16 protein-coding genes are annotated in these 18068 nt (G+C 31.3%); 4 read left to right on the forward strand and 12 right to left on the reverse strand.

Annotated elements, in window-relative coordinates; genetic code table 11:
* Nucleotides 1–217: 217 nt before the first annotated feature.
* A complete protein-coding gene (locus tag T473_RS0105815; RefSeq protein ID WP_024621054.1) occupies nucleotides 218–643 on the forward strand; it encodes a hypothetical protein in 426 nt (141 codons plus the stop codon).
* A gap of 457 nt (nucleotides 644–1100) precedes the next feature.
* Here the strand turns inward: T473_RS0105815 and T473_RS0105820 are convergent, their stop codons facing one another.
* The 12 genes from T473_RS0105820 to T473_RS0105870 all read right to left on the reverse strand — a co-directional run bounded on the left by T473_RS0105820 (nucleotide 1101) and on the right by T473_RS0105870 (nucleotide 14438).
* Nucleotides 1101–1898 (reverse strand): putative ABC transporter permease, encoded by a 798-nt coding sequence (locus T473_RS0105820; RefSeq protein WP_024621055.1) that lies wholly within the window; start codon nucleotides 1896–1898, stop codon nucleotides 1101–1103.
* A 98-nt stretch (nucleotides 1899–1996) separates the two neighbouring features.
* On the reverse strand, nucleotides 1997–2701 hold the full coding sequence (locus T473_RS19665) for a DHHA1 domain-containing protein (protein ID WP_330369390.1): 705 nt from the start codon (nucleotides 2699–2701) through the stop codon (nucleotides 1997–1999).
* 26 nt (nucleotides 2702–2727) lie between these two features.
* Nucleotides 2728–3204: an alanine--tRNA ligase-related protein gene (locus T473_RS19670; protein ID WP_330369391.1), complete on the reverse strand. Its 477-nt coding sequence runs from the start codon at nucleotides 3202–3204 to the stop codon at nucleotides 2728–2730.
* A 192-nt stretch (nucleotides 3205–3396) separates the two neighbouring features.
* Nucleotides 3397–4350 (reverse strand): peptide-methionine (S)-S-oxide reductase MsrA, encoded by a 954-nt coding sequence (gene msrA, locus T473_RS0105830; RefSeq protein WP_024621056.1) that lies wholly within the window; start codon nucleotides 4348–4350, stop codon nucleotides 3397–3399.
* Nucleotides 4351–4746: 396 nt separating this feature from the next.
* The gene (locus T473_RS0105835; RefSeq protein WP_024621057.1) at nucleotides 4747–5715 is read right to left on the reverse strand and encodes an ABC transporter ATP-binding protein; all 969 of its coding nucleotides are present in this window, start codon (nucleotides 5713–5715) and stop codon (nucleotides 4747–4749) included.
* Nucleotide 5716: 1 nt separating this feature from the next.
* Entirely contained in the window at nucleotides 5717–6703 is a 987-nt protein-coding gene (locus T473_RS0105840) for an ABC transporter ATP-binding protein (protein WP_024621058.1), read from the reverse strand.
* Between the two features lie 8 nt (nucleotides 6704–6711).
* A complete protein-coding gene (locus T473_RS0105845) occupies nucleotides 6712–7545 on the reverse strand; it encodes an ABC transporter permease (protein WP_024621059.1) in 834 nt (277 codons plus the stop codon).
* Nucleotides 7546–7556: 11 nt separating this feature from the next.
* Nucleotides 7557–8501 (reverse strand): ABC transporter permease, encoded by a 945-nt coding sequence (locus T473_RS0105850; RefSeq protein ID WP_024621060.1) that lies wholly within the window; start codon nucleotides 8499–8501, stop codon nucleotides 7557–7559.
* A gap of 196 nt (nucleotides 8502–8697) precedes the next feature.
* Entirely contained in the window at nucleotides 8698–10278 is a 1581-nt protein-coding gene (locus T473_RS0105855) for an ABC transporter substrate-binding protein (RefSeq protein WP_024621061.1), read from the reverse strand.
* 304 nt (nucleotides 10279–10582) lie between these two features.
* On the reverse strand, nucleotides 10583–12160 hold the full coding sequence (locus T473_RS0105860) for an ABC transporter substrate-binding protein (protein WP_024621062.1): 1578 nt from the start codon (nucleotides 12158–12160) through the stop codon (nucleotides 10583–10585).
* Between the two features lie 374 nt (nucleotides 12161–12534).
* Nucleotides 12535–13440 (reverse strand): patatin-like phospholipase family protein, encoded by a 906-nt coding sequence (locus tag T473_RS0105865; RefSeq protein ID WP_024621063.1) that lies wholly within the window; start codon nucleotides 13438–13440, stop codon nucleotides 12535–12537.
* A gap of 251 nt (nucleotides 13441–13691) precedes the next feature.
* A complete protein-coding gene (locus T473_RS0105870) occupies nucleotides 13692–14438 on the reverse strand; it encodes an ATP-binding protein (protein ID WP_024621064.1) in 747 nt (248 codons plus the stop codon).
* A 106-nt stretch (nucleotides 14439–14544) separates the two neighbouring features.
* Between T473_RS0105870 and T473_RS0105875 the strand changes: the two genes are divergently transcribed.
* The 3 genes from T473_RS0105875 to T473_RS0105885 all read left to right on the forward strand — a co-directional run bounded on the left by T473_RS0105875 (nucleotide 14545) and on the right by T473_RS0105885 (nucleotide 17960).
* Nucleotides 14545–15225, forward strand: coding sequence for a Crp/Fnr family transcriptional regulator (locus T473_RS0105875; protein WP_029791561.1), 681 nt, complete (start codon nucleotides 14545–14547; stop codon nucleotides 15223–15225).
* Nucleotides 15226–15493: 268 nt separating this feature from the next.
* Nucleotides 15494–16861 (forward strand): peptide MFS transporter, encoded by a 1368-nt coding sequence (locus T473_RS0105880; RefSeq protein WP_024621065.1) that lies wholly within the window; start codon nucleotides 15494–15496, stop codon nucleotides 16859–16861.
* A gap of 19 nt (nucleotides 16862–16880) precedes the next feature.
* A complete protein-coding gene (locus T473_RS0105885; protein WP_024621066.1) occupies nucleotides 16881–17960 on the forward strand; it encodes a M24 family metallopeptidase in 1080 nt (359 codons plus the stop codon).
* Nucleotides 17961–18068: the final 108 nt, after the last annotated feature.

The raw sequence follows: 18068 nt of genomic DNA on the forward strand, positions 1-18068 counted from the left end.
TTATATTATATATTGTCAATGGTATTTTTTAAATTTTCTAAATATTAAGTAAATACAACGCAATCACATATTATCTTTTATCTGTATTACTTCACACTTGTATTGCTTTTACAGCTATATCGTTTATAGTTGATAAATTTGATCATATTTTATTGTATATTTTTCTTCTTCGTAGTAATATTATTAAAAAGGAGTATTCAGGGGAGGTAAAATTATCTTGAAAAATAATAATGCCAATAATACGATTGCTTTTAGAAAAAAAGATGATGATTCAACTAATAATAGTGTTTCTGATAAAAAACTTATAATAGGTGATTCTCCTAAGGTTATACCTTTTCCTAAAAACGGAAAAAGAGATGATCTCAAAAAAAAGAAAAAAGTTAAAAAGAATAAGCAGAATAGCAAAGACAGCTATATAAACTTTTCTTCAATAAATGAATTTAAAAATAATTTCAATAGAAATAGAGCTAGTAGATCTAACAGTAATATCTATGTTAAGATTTTTTATTTAGTACTTCTTGTACTACTTATCGCTCTTGTTGTCTTTGAAATTGTTCAAGAGACTAACCCATATGCCGAAAGCACCCTTTTTTCTAGCGTTTTAAATGACTTCAAATATGCTCCAATAGATATTTCAGTCTGATGATGTATTACACCGTAATTTAACACAAAATATTAATTTTTAAAATTGTTTTGGCTATCGATATATCAAATTCGGTAGCCTTATTTTAATTGCTTTTTCTAAATTTATAATAACTTACAAAGCACTTGTCATCAAGAATTATTTTTTTCTTAATGATATCATTAAACTAACTTATCACTCTACAAAATGTAATTTTGAAACTATATCACTGAAGGAAATGGAATCGGAATAAGTTTAGGTTTTATGGATTAGATATTATACTTATATGGAACTTCGGATACCGAAAGCTGAAAACCGAAAAATTTATAATAAACAAAATAGAGGCTTCTCTTGAATAATAGAGAGAAACCTCTATTTATTTGCATTTAAATTAAAAATATCTATAACTCCAAAATACCAAACTTCTCAATACATAGGATTTAATTAAATTTATTTAATCTATTTTTTATATTTTCGTCTATTTTTTCTTCTTTTCAACGGCAAGCTGTCTATAGTAATTCAACTGCTCTCTTCTTCTCTTGCTCTGCATATTTGGAAATGCTCTCATAAGTCTTCTCTGAAACATTGATTGATTTCTAACATCTTCGATCTTTCTGTATACTTCTCTAAACTTAATCTGAATATGACCTTCTCTATTTTTAATTTCTGAAATTGCTTTTCTAATTTCTTCTTCGTCAAATCTCTCAAGTTTGATATTTATCTTACTTAAATCTTCAATAACCTCATCAAGCCATTGTAGCTTTATAATTAACTTATTCATAGTTCTCAGAGTAACTAGCATATCTAATGAAGTTGTAAGTATCGCTAATACAGATATTACGATAGTGGCTTCTGGCGAAAAATCATTCACTATATCTGTTATAAATGGATGTATAACTTTAATTAAGACTACTGACATAATACCAAAATAAATTGCGTTTTTTAAACACACTCTTCCCTTGATATTGAACTTTCTATTTGAATAATCCCACCATTTTGTATTAAATAGAGTCTCTAGTAAATATCCTGAGATGTATTCAAGCATTGATGTTATAAGCATCCCAAATAAAAACAGAAGAAAGATATTATCTCTAAATCCTTCTATTAAAAAAATTACGAGCATAGCTCCGAATCCATATATTGGACATATTGGTCCATTTAGAAATCCCCTGTTTATAACTTTTTTGTTTCCAACAGAACAGTATATACTTTCACACAACCATCCCAAGAATGAGTATAAGAAAAAGTATAAAATATACCTACTCACTAATTCCATATAAATCTCTCCTAAAACTATATCAAACTATATTATAAATAATTTTGAATAATAGCTGTTTTTATTTTTGTACTAGTTAGTAAGAGTTTTTTGCTATCTTAAAAAAGTTTTTCTATCTTCATATAGGCATAATCTAATGCAGACCCCACATTCCCATTATTTCTTCCCCCACCTTGGGCAAATGTGTTACTGCCTCCTCCATTGCCATCTATAAGGGTTATGGCATCTTTTAGTAAATTTCCTATATGAACTCTATCTTTAATATCTTCTGAACATGTAAATACTAAATTTGCCTTATCATCAAATTCAACTGCAAATAAGGCTATACTATTTTTATGATCTGCAACCTTATTTGCTATCTTGCTTATATACTTTAAATCCCCATCTTTATACGATTTCGTGACTACCGAAATACTTCCTATCTTTTTAGATGAATCAATCATATCCCTTAATTCATAATCAGATACAACATCCTCCAGTTTTTTATTTTTAGAAACTGTTTCATCTAATTTTCTATTTAAGTTAGCTATCCCATTTAGTGCATCTTCTTCGCTGCAACTTAAATAGTTGCATATCCTAGTAAGATAACTATCTCTATATAACATATAATCTACTGCTCTTTTACCAGCTAAAAATTCAACTCGAGTAGCTTTTTTATGCTTTTCAAATCTTTTTATCTTAATAACCCTAAGGTCTCCTGTGCTACTTGGGTGGACTCCACAACACGCATTTATATCTAAATCTTCAATCTCAACCACACGTATTTTCTCTTCAGTATTTGGAAGATCTCTTCTCAGCCACATTTTTTTAAGTTCTTTTCTAGAAGGAGTTAAAAATTTACTTTTAGATTCTCTTTTATCTTTTCATTCGCAAAAGATTCAACCTTTCTAATATCTTCTTCATTTAAATATCCTTCAATATCTACTGTGCTCATATCACTTCCTAAGTGAAAGCTCACTGTATTTGCATTTAAAAGCTTATAAAATGATCCAGACAAAACATGTTGTCCAAAATGTTGCTGCATTCCATCTTCTCTTTTGTCCCAATCTATACTGCACTTAACTTTGTGTAGCTTTATCGGTTTTTCCTCAACAACATGATAGATTTTCCCCTCAACATCGTATACATCTAACACTATGTGTTTTTCTATTTTTCCAGTATCTCCAAACTGCCCTCCACCACCTGGGAAAAATGCAGTTTTATCTAATAGCACATGAAACTTCCCATCTACTTCTTTTATGTCTAAAATTTCAGCAGTAAAACTTTTTTGATACTGATCTTCGTAGTACAATTTTTGTGTAACCAAAACACCACTCCGTTCTCTATACAATATACAATTAAAAAGAGAAGCATATGCTTCTCTTTTATATACTGATTTATTTAATTTACAAACCAATTATAACATTGAGAATTAAAACTTAAATACAGTTTTAATATATTCTACCAAATAGCAAAAAAATTGTATACTATTTAATATTTATCTCAATGTATATTTAAATTAATCTAATAATTTTATATATTCTCCATAACCTTCTGTATCCATATCGTCCTTGGCAATAAATCTAAGAGATGCAGAGTTTATACAATATCTCAGACCTCCAAGTTCTTTTGGACCATCATCAAATACGTGCCCAAGGTGAGAATTAGCCTTTATACTCCTAACCTCAGTTCTGCACATTCCTTGAGAAAAATCAGCCTTCTCTATTAAACTACTATCCTCTACAGGTCTTGAAAAACTAGGCCACCCACATCCTGCATCAAATTTATCTTTTGATGAAAATAGCACTTCGCCGCTTACTATATCTACATAGATACCTTTTCTTTCGTTATTGTAGTACTCATTTTCAAAAGGAACTTCAGTCATATCGTTTTGAGTTACTTCGAATTGCAATAGTGTAAGAGATTTTCTAAGCTCTTCTCTATTTACATTATTTCCATCCCAGTAACTCTTAATAAAATTATATCTTCCCGAATTCTTAAATTGCATTTTATAGTGTTCCGGTTGTTTTTTATAGTAGTCTTGATGATTCTCCTCAGCTTCATAAAACTCTCCAAGAGGCAGTATTTGAGTAACTATTTCTTTATCAAAAACCCCACTAGTTGCTATTTCTTTTCTAGATTTCAAAGCCATCTCTTGTTGATCTTCATCTTGATAGAATATGGCTGTTCTATACTGAGAACCTCTGTCAAAAAATTGACCTCCATCATCTGTTGGATCAATCTGTTTCCAGTATATATTTAAAATATCTCTATAATCCATAATCTCGTCGTCGTAAGTTATTTGAACTGCTTCAAAATGACCTGTATTTCCTCCACAAACCTCTTCATATGTAGGATTTTCTACTAGCCCTCCCGTATATCCTGAGACAACTTTATATACACCTTCGTATTTATCAAACGGCTTTACCATGCACCAAAAACAACCTCCAGCAAAAGTCGCAAGTTTTTTCATAGTTCACCACTCCAATCTATCTGTTTATTATATATATTCCCTACAATCTCTTAGTTTAATCTTTTAGATTTATTTAGTAGCTTTATCAATAAACACAAATACTGTTTTTTCATATTCTTCTCTATAGTCAAACCTTTAAGTGAAGCCTCAATTATATCTTTAGCATTTACTAGAGGACAGTCAAAATTAGCAAAGTCGATCAATCCTTCGTCTGTCTGCGTCTCGCCCCAATGCTATACTAGCAGTAGCTCCACTGTACGATGTACCCCTATTATCTCTTACCAAATTACCCCCTACAAATTTTAACTTTTATTCCACGAAAAAAAGTTTTGTTCTGCAGAATTGAAACGATTGTGTAGAACAAACTTTTTATAAGATATAGTTATAAACTAAAATCTAATATCTATGACAATAAACCAAGTGCTCTTCTCCAAAGGAACTTTCATCTGGCTCTTTAATTTTGCATTTCTCAGTTGCGTACTTACATCTGGTTCTAAATCTACAACCACTTGGGGGATTTAAAGGACTTGGTAAATCTCCTTCTAATATTTCTTCTTCTGAATCTTTATCAATAGTCTGTATACTACTAAGCAGTGCCTGTGTATACGGATGTTTTGGATTTTCGTATATATCTTTACTATTGCCTATTTCTACAATCTTTCCTAAATACATAACACAAACTCTATCGCTAATATGTCTTACCATAGACAGATCATGTGCTATAAATAGATAAGTTATCCCAAACTCTTCTTGCAAATCTTCAAGTAGGTTTATTATTTGAGCTTGAATTGAGACATCTAAAGCCGAGATCGGTTCATCACAGAATATAAATTCAGGCTTAACAGCTAATGCTCTTGCAATTCCAATACGCTGTCTCTGACCTCCACTAAATTCATGAGGATATCTGTTTTCATGCTCTATACTTAATCCAACTTTAATAAGCATCTCACTTACAACACTGTCCTTTTCTTTTTTACTCATATCAAAATAAAGATCTAATGGCTCCTCTACTATTTCTTTAACAGTCATATTTGGATTCAGAGACGCATATGGATCCTGAAATATAGTTTGAATTTTTTTCCTTGCATCTCTAAGCTCTTTTTCACTTTTTCCTGAAATATTATCTCCATCAAAAATAATTTCACCATCCGTGACATCGTAAAGTCTTATTAGAGTTCTTCCCAATGTTGACTTACCACATCCACTTTCTCCAACCAATCCTAGAGTTTCTCCCTTTTTAATATTAAAGCTTACATCGTCGACTGCTTTAACGCTTTTTATCTCTTTTTTTATTATCCCACTAGTCTGCGTAAAGTATTTTCTCAAGTTTCTAACTTCAAATAAATTTTTATTATCTAAATCCATATTACTCAACTCCATCTATTTGCCAACACATTACACTGTGAGTATCACTCAAGTTTTTTATATCTGGCAATTTATTCTTACATATTTCTGTTTTCCTATCACATCTTTCATAAAAAGGACAGCCGCTACTAGGATTAAGCAGACTTGGAGGAGTTCCATCTATAGAAGACAACCTTTCTTTTTTAGAATCTCGTCCCTTGGGGATTGACTTCAGAAGACCTATTGTATAAGGATGTTTGGTTTGCTTAAATATTTCTTCTACAGTTCCCTTTTCCATTACCATTCCGCCATACATTACTATCACTCTATCACAGGTATTGTAAACCACACCCAAGTCGTGAGTAATTAGAAGTGTAGAGTTTTCATTTTTATTGTTAAGTTCTTTAATTAACTTCAGAATCTGAGCTTGTATGGTCACATCTAAAGCCGTTGTTGGTTCATCCGCAATAAGTAACTTCGGAGATGAACTTATTGCCATCGCAATACATACCCTTTGCCTCATACCTCCGCTAAATTCATGAGGATAATTATCAAATCGTATCTTAGGATCAGGTATACCTACCATACCTAAAATCTCTATAGCCTTATTTTTTGCTTCTATCTTTCCTACTTTTTGATGTCTAATTATTATCTCCGTCATCTGTTTCCCTACTTTTATAAGCGGATTTAAAGCTGTCATAGAATCCTGAAATACCATTGATATCTCGTTTCCTCTAATATTTCTCATCTGTTTTTCACTTAAACCCATAAGGTCTACATTGTTAAATAGAATTTCTCCAGATTTAATATATCCAGGATTTTCAATTAATCTCATAATAGATTTTGAAGTTATGCTCTTTCCGCTTCCGCTTTCACCAACTAATCCTACAACCTCATTTTTATATACATCAAAACTTACATCTCTAACTGCTTCTACTTCTCCCCTTTTAGTGCTAAAAGAGGTTTTTAAGTTTTTTATATCTAATATTTTATCTTTTTTATTATTCATTTTATCACCTATCTCTCATTAGCCTTAGCTTCAAAAACGGATCTCAATGTGTCGCCTATCAGGTTAAAGCTAAGAACTGTTAATAGTATGAACAGTCCTGGAAACATAGCCAAATGCGGAGCATCCGCTAAAAATGCCTGAGCGTCTTTTAACATACTTCCCCAAGATGAATTAGGCTGTTGTACTCCTAAACCTAAGAAACTCAAAGATGATTCCATAAGTATAGAGTTTGCTATATTTATACTAGCTGCAACTATTACTGTAGGAAGGATACTTGGAATTATGTGTTTAGTTATTATTTTCATTGGTCTTTGCCCTAAACTTTTAGCATAAAGAACGTACTCCCTCTCCTTGATTGATAATGTTTCAGATCTAACTACCCTTGCAACGCTCATCCATCCTAAAAGACCTATTACTAGTATTATATTTTTTATACTCGAACCGAAAAATGAATTTATAACAAGTATCAAGAAAAATGTCGGTATACTCATTAGTACATCTAAGCATCTTGTAATAATTGCATCTACTCTTCCACCGAAATATCCACTCACAGCTCCTACAAGGGTTCCAACTGATGTAGAAATAAGCATAGATAAGAATCCAACAGTAAGTGATACTCTTCCACCGTACAGTGTTCTAGTAAAATAATCTCTACCCATATTATCTGTACCAAAAATATTAATCTTATTTGGTGATAATAGTCTCTCAGTAATATTTATCTTATTTGGATCAAACGGGCTTAGAAATGCAAGGATTGAAGCTAAACAAAACACAAAAATTACTATAAAGGCTATCATCGCCAATTTGTTTCCTTTTAAATTGTCTTTTAATCTCTCTAACATTTTTCTACCCCCTACTGCTTAATTCTTGGATCTACAAGTTGATAAAGTATATCTGCAATCAGATTTCCCACTATAAGCATAAGGGATGAAATAATTGTTATGCCCATTACTACAGGATAATCGTATCCAAATATAGAGCTAACTCCTAATTGTCCCATACCAGGCCACCCAAAAATCGTCTCAGTTATAAACGCACCTGTTACAAGTTGTGGTAAAGCCATTGCCATGATAGTAATTACTGGAAGCAATGTATTTTTAAGTACATGATTAAAAAGAACTTCCACAGTCGATGATCCATACGCCCTTTGAGTAAGTACATAGTCTTCTCTAAGCTGACTTATAGTGCTTGATCTTATATATCTAGTGAATACACATAAATTGTAATATGCTAAAACTATCGTTGGCATTATCATGTGTTTTATCAAATCCGTAAGAGTATTTACTCCTGCTGTTCTCATTCCTATACTCGGAAGCCAATTTAATTTTACCGAAAAAGTATAAATAAGTATCATTGCAAGCCAAAAACTTGGTATAGAAATTCCTACATATGAAATTATGTTTAGAACATTATCTACAAGTGAGTTCTTTTTGTACCCTGAAATTAGTCCTAGAGGAATTGCAATAACTATAGAAATAATTAGAGCTCCGACTGTTATAAGCAATGTGTTTGGAATTCTCTCAGCTATCATAGAAACTACAGGTCTATGTGTAACCATAGAGTAACCTAAATCTCCCTTTAAAGCGTTAACCAACCATTTAAAATACTGAACTAATATAGGTTGATCAAGTCCCATATTATGTCTTACTTTTTCTATATCTACCGCACTCATTTGAGGAGTTATATATGCTTGAAGTGGATCTCCTGGAGCTAAATGCATAAGTGTAAAAGTCAGTATAGATATAAAAAAAAGCATCGGTATAATACTTATAGCTCTTTTAATAATTTTATCCTTCATATTATCCTCCTATTTTGATATTTTTGTATCTTTGATATTTTGGTTATTTCTATTAATGTCTAAAATCACTTATAAAATTAGCTGACAAAAGTGATTGAGCGATCGATTTTATAATGGTATTAACCGTATGTAAACATTACATACAAACCTAATACATCACTACAAACAACCAATCGCCCAATCTTTAGACTGTTTACTATTTTAATTTAAGTTCATTTACATCTCTAAACATGTATATTGGAGCTGGAGTCGCTTCATTTGTCCCATCATACTTTTTATCAAGCGCAACTATTGATTTTGAATACGCTATTGGATAAAGTACCATATCATCAGCTAAAGTTTGTTGAATTCCCTTATAGATTTCATCTCTTTTCGCTTTATCTGTTTCTTTTAAAGCCGCTGTAAATTTATCATCCAGATTTTTATTTTCATATCCTCCATAATTGCTCAAATTTCCTGATATAAATAATGGAGCGTAATCATTAGGCTCATTTCCCATTACATATCCATTTAATCCAAGATCAAAATCTATAGAAGATGGATTGTTTAGTTTTGCAAAATATGCGCTCTTTTCCATAGGTTTTAATTCAACATCTATTCCTATTTCTTTAAGATTGCTTTGTACTACTAAAGCCGTTGTTTCTAACTGGCTCTTATGAGTTCCAAATGCTATTGTAAGTTTTAAATCCTTAATACCTGCATTTTTAAGAAGCTCTTTTGCCTTTTCTTTGTTTTGATCATATTTTTCCACATCATCACTGTAGCCCATCACATTAGGTGAAAACAGTGAATATGCTTTATCTGCATATTTTTCAGACTTATATGATGCTTTTATAAGCTCTTCTTTATTTAAAGCATATGCAATCGCCTGTCTAACTTCCTTTTTCTTCAAATTATCATTTCTTTGTTGGAAAAATATTATATTGTCTACCATTCCTTCATCGTAAGTTATTATATCTACATTGTCCTTCGACTTAACATTTTCAACTTCATCTGGAGTTACATACTTAGCATTTACCTCTCCATTTTGAAGTGCTACATTCGCTGAGTTTGAATCAGCTATAATTCTATAGTTTACCGTATCTAAATTTGCTTTTTTTCCGTAGTACTCATCGAATTTTTCTAAAGTTATAAGCTCTCCCGATTTGTACTCTTTAAATTTATAAGCACCATTTCCTATTGGATTAGAGTTTTTCTCGCTTTTTGAAAGATCTTTTTCACCTTCATAAATATGTTTTGCTATAGGTCTTATCTTCCCAATAGCACTTTCAATTGCAGAAGATACTTCAGGCAAAACAAATTCTATAGTAGTATCGTCTATTTTCTTAATTTCTACTGGTTTCCCGTCGATTATAAAAGAATCTGTATTAAGTGAGTTTTGATTTTTATCTAGTATACTGTCCATTGTAAATATAATGTCGTCAACGGTTAGAGGTTTTCCATCATGCCACTTCAAATTCTTTTTAAGTTTAACAGTATATGTTAAGAAGTCATCTGAAGCCTCAATACTATCAGCTAAATAAAATACTTTTTCACCATTATCATCTATAACATACAATGGATTAAACATTGAATTCATTACTGTTATCGATACTCTATCATTGGCATACAGCGGATTAAAGTTTATAGCATCTCCCCCAGCTGCAAATACTATAGATTGAGCTTGAGCCGAGTTTTCTCCTTTTGATTCATTTACTTCTCCTTTTGATGAGCATCCTGCGGTAACCAACATTGCTCCGACAAGACCCAATGATAAAATTCGTTTTGTAAATTTCATAAAATACCCCTAACTTATTAAACATCTTCGGTTTAATAAAATAATTTATTTTTATATAATATTGCGTTGACTATCAAAATGATAATCGATGTTCTTTATCTATATTATCATTTGATAGTAAAAGTCAATAATTATTTCTTGCAAAATAAATAATTATAAGTTAAGAGTCTTGAAACTGCTTTATTTTAACCAAATTATCTTTTGGTACAAAACATACTTATAAGACTTGTTCTATAAAATTTTTTAAAATATATTTAAAATCATAAATCAATAATTTAGTTTATTTTAAAAAATATATTTTACTTTATTTTAATTTTAATTCATTTAGATCTCTAAACATATATATTGGAGCAGGATTTGCTTCCTTAGCACCATCGTATTTTTTATCTAAAGCAACTATCGATTTTGTATATGCAATTGGATAGAGAACCATATCATCTACAACAATTTGTTGAATCTCTTTATAAATTTCATTTCTCTTTACTTCATCCATCTCTTTTAAAGCACTTGCAAACTTCTCATCGATATTCGGATTATCATATCCTGCAGGGTTATTTTCTCCATCCTTAATAAATAGTGATGAATAATCTGCTGGCTCTTTTCCCATTACATATCCATTTATAGCTAAATCAAAATCCGCTGTAGAAGGCTCATATATTTTTGAGTAATAAGAACTCTTTTCCATAGGTTTTAATTCTACATCTATGCCGATTTCTTTCAAATTACTTTGTACTACTAAAGCAGTGGACTCTTGAGAACTCTTATGTGTACTAAATGCAAGTCTTAACTTTAGATTTTCTACTCCTGCATTTTTAAGTAATCTCTTAGCCTTTTCCTTATCTTGATTGTATTTTTCTACATTGTCGCTGTAACACATAGCGTTTGGAGCAAATAAAGAGTATGCTTTATCTGCATATTCTTCCGACTTATACGTAGCTTTTATTAGCTCTTCCTTATTTAATCCATATGCAATTGCTTGTCTAACTTCCTTTTTCTTAAGTGCTTCATTTGACTGCTGCATAAATATTAAGTTATCAACCATTCCCTCATCGTATGTAACTATATTTACATTTCCCTTGGATTTCACTTCCTCAACTTGATCAGGATCTACGTATTTAGCATTTACCTCTCCATTTTGTAGAGCTACATTTGCAGAATTAGAATCAGCTATTATTCTATAGTTCACAGTATCTAAATTTGCCTTTTTTCCATAAAAATCATCAAATCTTTCTAGAGTTATAAGTTCACCAGATTTATACTCCTTAAACTTATACGATCCATTTCCAATAGGATTCATATTTTTCTCACTTTTAGATATATCTTTTTCACCTTCATAAATATGTTTTGGTATAGGTCTAATATCTCCAATTACACTTTCAATAGCAGAAGATACATCTGGCAATATAAACTCTACAGTAGCATCATCGACTTTTTTAGCTTGTATTGATTTTCCATCAATTGTAAACGAATCTGTATAAAGTGAATTTTGATTTTTATCACAGATAGTTTCAACTGTAAACACTATATCTTCGGCTGTTAGCGCTTTCCCATCGTGCCATTTTAAATTATCCTTCAACTTAACAGTATATGTAAGAAAATCATCAGAAGCCTTTATACTATCTGCCAAATAAAAATCCTTTTCACCGCTATCATTTATAACGTAAAGAGGATTAAATACTGCATTCATAACAGTCATTGATACCCTATCATTGGCGTAAAGTGGGTTGAAGTTCATAGCGTCACCACCAGCCACAAAAGTTACTGAAGATGGAGTCTTTCCATTTGATGAACCCCCTTGTCCTTCATTTTTTGAAGAACATCCTGATGTAACGAGCATTGCACCTACTAAACCGAGTGTTAAAATTCTTTTTTTTAATCTCATATACCCTCCTATTTAAACATAAGTTCATATTTTACTTGAATATAGAAATTTACAGACTTCAAGCGAGCTATGTAACTATCAATAATTACACAATTTCCATTTTTTTCTACATTCAAGCATATAATATCACACAATAATACCTATAAATAATAGATTATTTTTATACGTAAAAAAGAAGTATAGCCTTTTCAAATACGACAAAATAAATACCCCTTAAGACATTGAGAATTTTTAAACTTAAAACTAGGTGTAATAAAAGAAATGGGAGATGTCAAAAACTAACAACACCGACTATAGTTACAGCCTTTACCTTAAGCTGTGGTAGTCGGTGTTGTTAGTTTTTGACAAATTACGTTTCATTTATTACACCTAGTTTAAATTAACCATTTCATCCCAATCCAATTCAACACATGTTCCAAGTTATAATTTTGCCCCAGCGAATCCAAATAAGGCAATGAATCATAATCATCCATAGATACACCTCTCCCAAGCTTCGGATCTAATCTATAATAATTATCCTTTAATAGTTTCTGTGAAAAGTACTGGCTTACTAATGAATTTCCCGACAACGTAATAGACAGAATAGGAAAATTAGGATTCTTATTGACCATCCAATCTATAGCTCCCCATGTCGTAGTATCATCTGATATATAATTATTCTCAAACCCTGTTCCCATAGACAGTAGTCTTATATCATCAAGTCCTATACCTAAACTTGAATCCAAAGCGTATACAATACACGCCAAACTAGGATCTGCTGCAATTATTCCCCCATCTATATGGCGATTGTGTGCCGGAAAAAATACTGGTGCAGCACTGCTTTCAAGTGCTACATCAATAACATTATACTCAGATGTCAAAGAATTGGGCATATTGTTGTAAAAAATCGGCCTCCAAGGTTCATTCCTATCCCCTATATACAAAGAAGGTATTAGTACCATCTTTTCTAAGTCTTTAAGCCTCAAATCCTCTGGAAATATTTTTAATAAAACTTCCCTTAAATTGTTATTGTCATACTTTGGCCTAAGCATCTCAGAGTGTTTGTCTCCGAAAATAAACTTAGAATTTTCAAAAGAATAGAGTTCTTTAATTTCCCTCGGGCTAACCCCGTACGCCAGTCCAAGAGCAATCAGACTTCCTGTAGAAGTTCCACCTATAAAATCTGTATTTCTAAGTACATCCTCTCTTCTATCCACTATCCTAGAAAAGATATCGATGCTAAGAGATCCTCTAATTCCACCACCGTCAAAAGTCAATATATTAAAGTTTGAAGTATCCATAAAATCCTCCCATACAGTATAAAAGTTTAGCTCATAATATGTATATTTTTTATATTTATAAAATATACAACTATATTCATCTCACAAATTTCTTACACAAAGAAATAATTCTATCTGAACGCACAATGCTTTTTCCACATCCACTAATTTATAAAAAAAGGCTACATATAAATTGTAAATAAACAACTTAAATGTAGCCTTTTTTGTCCTCTGTTTTATTTTATTTGAATCTTATTACAGATAAATCTAGATTATAATTCATCTATTATTTTTCCATCAGTAGATATTGTAACTACTTTCCACGGAATAACTTTTCCACTGTTTTCTAATGCCTTTTTAACTGCATTTGTAATACCACTACAACAAGGAACTTCCATACGAGTAACCACTATGCTGTTTATATCGTTTGATTTTAATATTTCTGTAAGCTTATCTGCATAGTCCACTTCATCCAATTTAGGACAACCTATTAAAGTAACCTTATTTTTCATAAATTTATTGTGGAAGTTTCCATAAGAATAGGCTGTGCAATCTGCAGCTACTAATAAATTCGCTCCATCAAAATATGGTGCATTTACTGGAACTAACTTTATTTGTACAGGCCATTGATTTAAATTTGACTTAACTTCTATATTTTCCATTACATTATCAAAATTACTCTCACTTTTAAGTGAGCTATCTTGACTTGTCCTTTCTATACTTTTCGCCATAGATCCAGGACATCCGCATCCTAATGTTTCTTGTTTTTTAACGTCTTCTTTAGCTTTAACATTTGCTAAAACTGCTTCTTCATCATAAGGAAGAGCTTCTCTCTCTTCAAATGCAAGAGCATCCATTGGACACGCAGGCATACAGTGACCTAAGCCATCACAGTAGTCATCTCTTAAAAGTGTTGCTTTTCCATCTACTATTGCCATTGCATTTTCATGACAAGCATCAATACATAGTCCACATCCATTACATTTTTCTTTATCTATTTTTATAATTGTTCTAATCATAATTTAATCTCCTTTTATAGTTGTCATATTATATTTAACTTTTAACTGTACTAACTTGTATTTATGTTTATATTATAGTACAATGAAACTAAAATTTCGGTTGCATATGCAACAAGGATGTGATTTTATAAAAAAATATTTAGAAACGCTAAAAACTGTATCTTTATTCACAGGTTTAAATGATAATGATCTAATTGAAATGCTAAACTGCCTAGGTGCTAACAAACAAAACTACGAAAAAGATAGCATCGTAATCTCAGTGGGTGATAGAATATCCTCTGTTGGCATAATCTTATCTGGAAGCGCAAATATAATAAAAGAAGATATTGACGGCAACAGAAATATTATCTCTGAACTGAAAGCAGGTGACTTATTTGCTGAGGTATTTGCTTGCTCTGGAGCTTTAAGTTCAATATCAGTTACAACCCAGACAAATTGTGAAGTTCTATTTGTAGAATTCGAAAAAGTTATAAATACCTGTTCATCATCATGCAAGTTTAATTCTAGATTAATTGAAAATATGTTAAAGTTAATTGCTTCTAAAAATATACAACTTCACGATAAGATTGAGATACTATCTAAAAGAAGTACAAGAGAAAAACTTATGGAGTACTTTTATAAACAGATTGATCTAAATAACAGCCACAAATTTAAAATACCATTTACTAGAAATGAAATGGCAGATTTTCTGTGTGTCGATAGAAGTTCACTTTCAAGAGAGCTTGGAAAAATGAGAGATGAGGGAATTATTGATTTTAATAAAAACAGCTTTGAAGTAATTCTTTAACACTTCAAAGCTGTTTTTTTATTCTCTTAATTAATTATTTGTATTATTATATATATTATTTTAATAAGCTTACCATTTTATTATCTAAAAATATTTTCATTTTTAAATAATTACTTGTTTTTCGTCGAAAGTTTAACACTTGTTTTTCATTATATTATAGATAAAATTTTAAACTTACTATTTTTGTATAATATATTTACAAGCTCCATATATTCAGCTATAATTGCCATTACAAACATGTATACAATATTATTTCGGAGGTATTATTATGTCTCAGTTAAATGCTACAGAGAAACTAAAACATCCTAGTGGATTATATTTCTGCGGCTCTATTTTCAGTGTAGTGAATTTTTCTTATTATGGAATGAAACTCGTCTTAGTATTATTCTTAGCAGAACAAGTTACAAGAGGCGGCCTGGGGCTGAGTGCCGCTGAAGCATCTTCTATGCTTGCATCTTTTATGGCATGGGCATATTTATCACCTGTAGTTGGAGGTTGGATTAGCGACAGATGGCTAGGAGCTAAAAATTCAGTAGCTTTAGGTGTACTAATTGTTGCAATTGGATACTTTGTAGGGTTTATATCTACAAGTAAAACTAGCATATATATGATGATAACCTTAGTTGTTATAGGCGCTGGATTTTACAAGGGAAACCTTCAGACTTTAGTTGGGCAACTTTATGATAACAATGATCCTAGGAAAGATGGAGCATTCTCTATTACTTATACTTTTACTAACATCGGAGTTTTATTTGGACCTTTTTTATGTGGGCTAATTGCTAACGAGTGGCTTGCTCAAAAAAATGGTGGAGAAATACTTGTATATGGATATAAATATGTATTTCTGACTGTTTCAATCATATCTTTTTTAGGATTCCTTTTCTTTTTATTTGGTCAAAAGAAATTTTTAAAGTCTATTGAAAAGTCAGTCGATACAAGCAAATCGCTCAAATTAAAAAAAGATTTAGCAAAAACACCTCTTACTAATAAAGAAAAAAAGAGAATGTATGTAATATTAATATTGGCATTTTTTACAATTTTCTTCTGGATGGCGTACAATCAAGCATCTATGTCTATTGCACTTTACACTCAAAATAGTGTAAACTTAAATGTAGGAAACTTCCAAATACCTACATCATGGATAGACTCATACAACGGGCTTTTGTGTGTAATACTTGGACCTATAATGGCAGCTATTTGGTTAAAGATGGCTAACTCTAAAAGAGGCGATTTGAACATTTCTACAAAGATGAGCTTAGGATTTATATTTCTAGCTTCTGCTTTCATCTTTATAATAGGTGCTGTTATGCAAAGTGGCGCAGATGTTAATACAACTACCAAGGCAAACGTTTTTTGGATAATAATGTTTATCACATTCCAAAGTATTGGTGAAATGTGCTTTTCCCCTGTTGGGTATGGAATGGTAAATAAACTTGCACCAGTAAAATACTCTTCCCTACTTATGGGCGTCTGGTTTGCAAGCATGTTTGTTGCAAATAAACTTTCTGGGTACGTACAACTTGTTATAGATAAACTTGGAATGTTACAAGTTTTTATCATTATTCCTACATGTCTGTTAGCAGTTGGATTACTTCTATTCGCGCTTAATAGAAAACTTGAGGAAATATCACAATAATTAATTGGAGGTAATTAATATGATCAGAGTAACAAAAGTATTAGAATTACTAGAATCTAAAAACTTAGACGCAATATACCTTACGAATGAACAAAATGTAAACTACATCAGCGGATTTACTGACGAGGCTGCAAATGTGCTAATTTGTAAAAATGGAAATTTTTTAATAACAGATGGTAGATTTACTGAGCTAGCAGAAAAGACTTGCCCTGGATTTGAAATAGTCAATTGGCATTTATTCGACAGAGATGTTACAAAAGCAGTTAAACATATATGTACTGAAAATGGTGTAAAAAATTTAGGATTTGAGGAAGTCACTTTATCATTTAATAAATACAATTCTCTACATACATTACTAGAAAAAGAGGGAATAGAATTGGCTCCAACTCAGGGAATAGTTGAGTCGTTGAGATATGTGAAAGACGAAGAAGAAATCTTAAACTTGAGAAAAGCTTGCGAAATAGCAGATAAAGCTTTAGAGCAACTGGTTCCACATATTAAAGCTGGAGTATCAGAAAGAGAACTATGTGCTCACCTTGAGTTCTACCTAAAAATAAATGGCGCTCATGCCATAGGATTTGAAACTATACTTATATCAGGAGTTAAGACTTCTTTACCACATGGTAAACCAGATAACAAAATAGTTGAAGAAGGAGACTTTGTAACTATAGACTTCGGTGCTATGTATAATGGATATATCTCTGATATGACTAGAACTTTTGTAGTCGGCAAACCAAATGATAAACAAATAGAAGTTTACAATCTAGTTAAAGAAGCTCAACAAGTAGGGCTTGATCATATGAAAAATGGAGCTCATGCAACAGAGCCTGATACAGCTATAAGAAAAGTTATAAAAAAATATGAAGAGTTCTACTACAACGGAATAGGTCATGGGGTTGGTAGAAATTTACATGAAGAGCCATTTATAGGTAATTACGGTTCTAAAATTCTTGAATCTGGATGCGTTATAACTATGGAACCTGGGCTTTACATACCTGGTTGGGGCGGAGTTAGAATTGAAGACTCTGTGTTAATTAAGGACGATGGAATTGAGATACTTACTAAATTCCCAAAAGATCTTATAATAATAGAAAATTAAAACTTTAAAATAATATAATCAAAAAATGTAAAAGGTATTGAAAGAGGATATATTGATCTCATTCAATACCTTTTACATTTTTTAATATCCACTTCTAACAATAGTGTT

The organism is Clostridioides mangenotii TR (assembly GCF_000498755.1).
Classification (GTDB): domain Bacteria; phylum Bacillota; class Clostridia; order Peptostreptococcales; family Peptostreptococcaceae; genus Metaclostridioides; species Metaclostridioides mangenotii_A.

Coding starts and splice junctions, on each gene's coding strand:
- T473_RS0105875 (WP_029791561.1), top strand. CDS start 14,545: ATGCAACAAGGATGTGATTTTATAAAAAAATATTTAGAAACGCTAAAA.
- msrA (WP_024621056.1), bottom strand. CDS start 4,350: ATGAAAAAACTTGCGACTTTTGCTGGAGGTTGTTTTTGGTGCATGGTA.
- T473_RS0105860 (WP_024621062.1), bottom strand. CDS start 12,160: ATGAGATTAAAAAAAAGAATTTTAACACTCGGTTTAGTAGGTGCAATG.
- T473_RS0105835 (WP_024621057.1), bottom strand. CDS start 5,715: ATGGATTTAGATAATAAAAATTTATTTGAAGTTAGAAACTTGAGAAAA.
- T473_RS19665 (WP_330369390.1), bottom strand. CDS start 2,701: ATGTGGCTGAGAAGAGATCTTCCAAATACTGAAGAGAAAATACGTGTG.
- T473_RS0105850 (WP_024621060.1), bottom strand. CDS start 8,501: ATGAAGGATAAAATTATTAAAAGAGCTATAAGTATTATACCGATGCTT.
- T473_RS0105845 (WP_024621059.1), bottom strand. CDS start 7,545: ATGTTAGAGAGATTAAAAGACAATTTAAAAGGAAACAAATTGGCGATG.
- T473_RS0105865 (WP_024621063.1), bottom strand. CDS start 13,440: ATGGATACTTCAAACTTTAATATATTGACTTTTGACGGTGGTGGAATT.
- T473_RS0105885 (WP_024621066.1), top strand. CDS start 16,881: ATGATCAGAGTAACAAAAGTATTAGAATTACTAGAATCTAAAAACTTA.
- T473_RS0105870 (WP_024621064.1), bottom strand. CDS start 14,438: ATGATTAGAACAATTATAAAAATAGATAAAGAAAAATGTAATGGATGT.
- T473_RS0105840 (WP_024621058.1), bottom strand. CDS start 6,703: ATGAATAATAAAAAAGATAAAATATTAGATATAAAAAACTTAAAAACC.
- T473_RS0105820 (WP_024621055.1), bottom strand. CDS start 1,898: ATGGAATTAGTGAGTAGGTATATTTTATACTTTTTCTTATACTCATTC.
- T473_RS0105855 (WP_024621061.1), bottom strand. CDS start 10,278: ATGAAATTTACAAAACGAATTTTATCATTGGGTCTTGTCGGAGCAATG.
- T473_RS0105880 (WP_024621065.1), top strand. CDS start 15,494: ATGTCTCAGTTAAATGCTACAGAGAAACTAAAACATCCTAGTGGATTA.